The sequence below is a fragment of the Actinomycetota bacterium genome (assembly GCA_035759705.1).
Lineage (GTDB): Bacteria > Actinomycetota > CADDZG01 > JAHWKV01 > JAHWKV01 > JAJCYE01.
This window is the reverse complement of the sequence record DASTUJ010000203.1, coordinates 1-5040: the sequence shown is the minus strand read 5'-3', so window position 1 is coordinate 5040 and position 5040 is coordinate 1. Positions and strand designations below refer to the sequence as shown.

The window sequence follows — 5040 nt, the reverse complement described above, 5'->3', positions numbered from 1 at the left end:
ATCACCGCCGGGACCCCGACAACGTGGTGCCCCTCAAGCCGGCGGCGGAGAAGTGATGGGCGAGTTCCTCCGACCGTTCGAGTTCGAGTTCTTCCGCAACGGCCTCGCGGTGGCGACGGTCGCAGGGGCGCTCTGCGGGATGATCGGCGTCTACGTCGTCCTGAGGAGCATGAGCTACATCGGGCACGGCCTGTCGCACGCCATCTTCGGCGGGTTCGCCGCCAGCAGCCTGATGGGAATCAACCTGTTCGTCGGCGCCGGGTTGTGGGGCCTGGCCTCCGCACTGCTGATCAACCGGGTCACCCGCCGCCGGTCGATCGGGTCCGACGCCGCCATCGGCGTGATAACCACCGCCTCGTTCGCCCTGGGCCTGGCGTTGATCCAGCTGTTCGGCGCGCCCGGGCAGAACCCGGATGCTGTGCTGTTCGGCAACGTGCTCGGGGTGTCGGCGGCCGACGTCTGGGTGGTGCTCGGGGTCACGGTGTTCGCATCGGTTGTGGTCTTCACGCAGTACCGGCCGCTGTTGTTCTCCACCTTCGACCCGGAGGTGGCGGCGGCATCGGGCGTCAAAACCGGCCGGATCGACGCCCTGCTGATGCTGGTGCTGGCACTGTCGATCCTGGCGACCATGAACGTCATGGGGGTCACGCTGATCGCCGCCGGGATCGTAATCCCGGCGGTGGTCGCCCGGCTGCTGACGCACTCCTTCGCCCGGATGCTCCCTCTGGCGACCGCCATCGGCGCCTTCTGCGGATTCACCGGGATGATCGCCAGCTACCACCTCAATGTTGCCTCCGGCCCTGCGATAGTGCTGACCGGCGGGCTGCTCTTCTCGGTCGTCTACCTGGCGACTGCGAAGCACCGCGTCGGCGGGCGGGAGCAAAGGCACCTGGCGCACATCTAGCTGAAGCGGCCCCCCCTTTTAGGGAGGGGCCGTCCAGTCCTACTATCTCGTTACAGGCAAGCGGTGGTTCGGGTGGCTGCTCCCACAGTCGTCACCGTTGCGCCCCCGTGCTCCTTGGCCCAGGTCCGAAGGGCTGCGTTCAGCTCCCGCTGGTCCCTGGGTGTTTCCATCACCATGTCGAACCGCATGCACGACTTGTCGCCGTTTTCCCAAACGACGTACTGGTCGCCGCCCCAGCCCTCGGCCGCCTGGAAGGCGACTTCCGGATCCATGGCCGCCTGCAGGATGACCACCAGGCCCACCTGGCTGAACATGCCGTCGTCGATGGCCTTGCCGTCGGCCGGCGGCGTGGCAACCGGGACTGCGGGCTCATTCGCGAGGTACAGATCGGGGTACAGCAGCTGCTCCGAGGTGACCGGCGGGTTCTTCAGCGCCTTGTTCAGCTGGTCGTTGCCGCCGTCCTGGAACATTGCCTCCATGAAGACCGGGCCCAGCTGGTAGGGCACTGCCATCCAGGCGCTCAGGGCATCCGGGACTTCAGAAGTCGCCGGGTCTCCGGCGTCGTTCGCCTCCAGCTCAACCAGGCGCTCCTCCTCTGCGGTCAGCGACTCGTAGTAGGCCATCTCGACCCTGGTGGCGTCGCCCTCGACCACGGCTTCCAGCCCGAGGCTGGAGTCGTCGTTCGCCTCGTAAAGGTCCTCACGGACGATGTCGAAGTGCTGGTCCTGCAGGGCGTGGGTCAACTCGTGCACCAAGATCGTCTTGATGAACGGAGTGACCTTGTTGCCCCGTACGAACAGCGCTTTCTCCTCGGAGTCGTACCAGCCGAGCAGGCTCTGCCCGGCCGCCGCTTCACCGAGAGCGTCCAGGTCGATGTTCTTTTCGATGAGGCCCAGCGCCTCGAACGTCACCCTGCCGACGTCGACCTCATCGGTCTCCGGCTCTGAGGCGGAGGCGTCGGAGACATAGGCCTTGAACTGCTTTTCGCTGAGCAGGGTGACCTTCACGTTCCTTTTGAACTTCAGGCCGCGCTCTTTTTCGACGAAGCCTTTCAACTCGGTGATCGTTGCTTTGAGCTCCGGAGACAGGGGCTGGGTCTGCTCCGCCTCAGCTCCCGGCGCGGCGCCGGCCATCTTGTATACCTGCCATCCGACTACGCCTACCGCGGCGAGCCCCAGGACCACGAGGCCCCAGATGATCCACTTCGGCGACTGGTTTGCGGGCTGATTGACGGGCGCGGGATTAAGAGCCCCTCCGTAGGTATTCAAAGTCTTCCTCCTTGGCGTGGCGTCGGATGTGTCCACCTAGGAGATCGGCAGGTCTTACGATTCCTAAAGGAAAGTTTCCAGGAACTGTCTAGTTATTTCTGGAACGGGGCCGACGTGGCCTACCCGCCCGCGCCGATGCCTGTGTACTTGGGAGACAAGGTGATCGCTTCGACCAGGTCATCCGCCCGCCGGGAGCCGATCAGCAGAGGCCGGGCGCCGTCCAGCTCGAGCTGGACCCCTTCCTTCCCGCTGACGTTGTACACCCAGCCTTTGGGCCCGAACTTGATGCCCCAACCCCCGTACTCCAGAAGCGGCCGGTAGGTGCGGGCCCTCGCACTGCGAACGGTGGAGATGGGGACGGTCCGGGTCTTGAGCAGGCCCTGGTAGCGAAGGGTGACCGTGGTGTCGTCGACCTCGGTGATCAGACTCAACCTCCGGAACCAGAGGCCGAAGATCAGGGTCAAGGCCACGGCCAGCAGCACCAGCGGCAGCGGGACCACCCCCTCCGCGACACCCTCCCGCAGGGCCCCGAACATCAGCAGGAGGCCGGGCAAGATCGACAGCAGCGTCCACGCCTTGGGCATGGCCTGGATTTCTTCGAACCGCATGGGTTCAGCTTATGGGACGTCCACCGCGTTCATGATCCGCCCGAAGAGGAACGGGTTCGACCCGGACGTCTTGACGTAGCCCAGGTCGATGGCCTCGGGGACGCTCAGCAGCTTGATGAGCACGAGGAAGAAGTGTGTGGCGTCGGCCTCCACCCGGCAGTCGGCGGTTCCTTCGGCGCCGGGGAGGATCGTCAGGTAGGAGTTCTCCATTTTGAAGGTCGTCTCCAGATATCCCGGGACGCTGACGTGGACGGTGCCCTCGACCCCCCGGCTCGCCCGGAGGTTCACGAACTGGTTGAACTTGGCCACCACCAGAGGCCAAAGCATCGGGAGGTGCTCCGGCTCGACCGGAAAGTCGTGGTTCAAAGCGGAAGAGATGGCGCAGCCGTGCATGAGGTTGTGGATCAAAAAGTACGAGCTGAGCGTCCCGAGAGGCATCTTTCCCAGAGGGGTGCTGACCACCTGATCCGGGTCGCCGGCCCTGGCGGTTCCGATGAAGTTGTCGATCCCGCTACGAAGGTGCTGGGCGAGGGCACTGCCCTCCCGTTCCGGGAAGCCGATGAGTGAAACCTCGTTCTCCTCGGCCAGGCCCGCCTGGGTGCCGTCGGAGTACGGGTACTCCAGCCCCATCGCGAACATGCCGAACCCGATGTTGGCAAAGGCGATGTGGGCGCCGTGCTCCCCCACGTTCCACTCCGAGCGCGGAACCGGGATGGAGGTGTCGGAGAGCCCGTCCAGCATGTCGGCCATCTTGAGAACGACCTCGCGGGCAGCCTCGGTGTTGCGAATGACCTCTTCGGTGTTGGGATTCGCACCAAGCAGAGATCCTGAGTTCGTCAGTCCTGGGAATCCATTCGTCACTGATGCCTCCTTGAAGTGCCGGCGCTCCTGCATGAGACTGGGTGTCATAACAATGTGGACGGTCATTCATGGTGTACCTTCTAATTTAGAATGTCAACCTCGGACGAGATCAACGCCACCGCCGCATCGCTACTCGGCTTTCTGACCGACAGCCCGATGACCGGCTGGGAGCTGTCGGCTGCCGTCGAAGGATCGATCGCCAACTTCTGGAACGTCACCCGCAGCCAGGTCTACCGGGAGCTGCGAACGCTGGCCGAGCTCGGGCTCGTCGAGGCGGGCGAGGCCGGTCCCCGGGATCGGCGCCCCTACTCCATCACCGAAGCCGGCCGCGCGGCGTTCGGAGATTGGATTGTCCGGGATCCCGGCTCGCCCATCGTGCGCCTGCCGCTTCTGCTCACCGTCTTCTTCGGCCGGCACCTCCCGCCCGAACGCCTGGCGGAGATAATCGGCCGGGAGCTCGAGGGCGGTGCCGAGGCGCTGGACAAGTTCGAGGCAATGCAGCAGGAGTACGGGAGCGACCCGTTCGTAAGGCAGGTCCTGCAGTTCGGAATCGACTACCAGAAGACGCTTCTCGCCTGGCTCGATGGCCTGGCAACCGACCCGACGATCCAGCCCCAAAAGGCCCGCACCCCCGGCCGCGAGTAGGAGCGACGCAAGCGGGCAATACTATGCCCGGGCCGAGTGGCCAAACCTGGAGGGCCGTTGAAGAAAGAAGAGCGGAAGGGAATTGAGTACCTCGCGCGCTTTGGGCTTGCGGGCAGGGGCCTCGTCTACCTGCTGATCGCATTCATTGCCTTCCAGATCCCCTTCGGGAAACCGAACTCGGCCGACAAGGAGGGCGCCCTACAGAGCCTGTCCTCCAAGCCGTGGGGGTTCCCGATGCTCATAGCCATCGCCATCGGGTTCGCCGGCTACGCAATCTGGAGGCTGGTCGAGGGCATCCTCGACCCCGAGGGAAAGTCGAAGGAGACCGAAGGGAAATTCAAGCGGGTCGGCTACCTGTTCCGGGGGGTCCTCTACTCGGTTTTTGCCTACAACACCGTGAAGATCGCGTTCACGCATCAAAGCGAGGGGTCGACCCAAAAAGCCCAGAAGACGACTGCGGGGGTCTTCGAGTGGCCCGGCGGGAAATGGATTGTGCTTGCCTTCGGCCTCTGCGTTATCGCCGCCGGCCTCTACAACGGCTACCGGGCATTTGCCCGCAAGTACCGCAAGGACTTCAAGGAGCGGGAGATGTCGCCGGCCCAGAAAAAGTTCCTGTTCCCCATCGCCGCTGCCGGTCTCTACGCCAGGGCCGTGGTCTTCAGCCTGGTGGGCATCTTCTTCGTTCACGCCGCCTGGACCTTCGACCCGGCCAAGGCGGTCGGGATCGACGGCGCCCTGCGAAAGATCGTCACGG

Annotated in this window: 6 protein-coding genes; 3 read left to right on the top strand and 3 right to left on the bottom strand. The window is 64.5% G+C overall.

Going from position 1 to position 5040, the window contains the following annotated elements; translation table 11 throughout:
* Positions 1-55: 55 nt before the first annotated feature.
* A complete protein-coding gene (locus VFV09_14315; GenBank protein ID HEU4868883.1) occupies positions 56-904 on the top strand; it encodes a metal ABC transporter permease in 849 nt (282 codons plus the stop codon).
* A gap of 50 nt (positions 905-954) precedes the next feature.
* On the opposite strand, the gene VFV09_14310 is transcribed toward VFV09_14315, so the two are convergent.
* The 3 genes from VFV09_14310 to VFV09_14300 form a co-directional block, all read right to left on the bottom strand.
* Complete coding sequence (locus VFV09_14310) at positions 955-2172, bottom strand: hypothetical protein (protein ID HEU4868882.1); 1218 nt, start codon at positions 2170-2172, stop codon at positions 955-957.
* A 119-nt stretch (positions 2173-2291) separates the two neighbouring features.
* Entirely contained in the window at positions 2292-2780 is a 489-nt protein-coding gene (locus tag VFV09_14305) for a hypothetical protein (GenBank protein HEU4868881.1), read from the bottom strand.
* Positions 2781-2789: 9 nt separating this feature from the next.
* Positions 2790-3707, bottom strand: coding sequence for a hypothetical protein (locus VFV09_14300; GenBank protein HEU4868880.1), 918 nt, complete (start codon positions 3705-3707; stop codon positions 2790-2792).
* A 24-nt stretch (positions 3708-3731) separates the two neighbouring features.
* On the opposite strand from VFV09_14300, the gene VFV09_14295 reads away from it, so the two are divergent.
* Both VFV09_14295 and VFV09_14290 read left to right on the top strand, forming a co-directional pair.
* Positions 3732-4286: a PadR family transcriptional regulator gene (locus VFV09_14295; GenBank protein ID HEU4868879.1), complete on the top strand. Its 555-nt coding sequence runs from the start codon at positions 3732-3734 to the stop codon at positions 4284-4286.
* 57 nt (positions 4287-4343) lie between these two features.
* Positions 4344-5040: DUF1206 domain-containing protein (locus VFV09_14290; protein HEU4868878.1), on the top strand; the 697-nt coding region annotated here is incomplete at its 3' end.

Excerpts from the sequence above, each read along its gene's own strand:
- VFV09_14315 (HEU4868883.1), top strand. The coding sequence starts at position 56 with ATGGGCGAGTTCCTCCGACCGTTCGAGTTCGAGTTCTTCCGCAACGGC.
- VFV09_14305 (HEU4868881.1), bottom strand. The coding sequence starts at position 2,780 with ATGCGGTTCGAAGAAATCCAGGCCATGCCCAAGGCGTGGACGCTGCTG.
- VFV09_14300 (HEU4868880.1), bottom strand. The coding sequence starts at position 3,707 with ATGACCGTCCACATTGTTATGACACCCAGTCTCATGCAGGAGCGCCGG.
- VFV09_14295 (HEU4868879.1), top strand. The coding sequence starts at position 3,732 with ATGTCAACCTCGGACGAGATCAACGCCACCGCCGCATCGCTACTCGGC.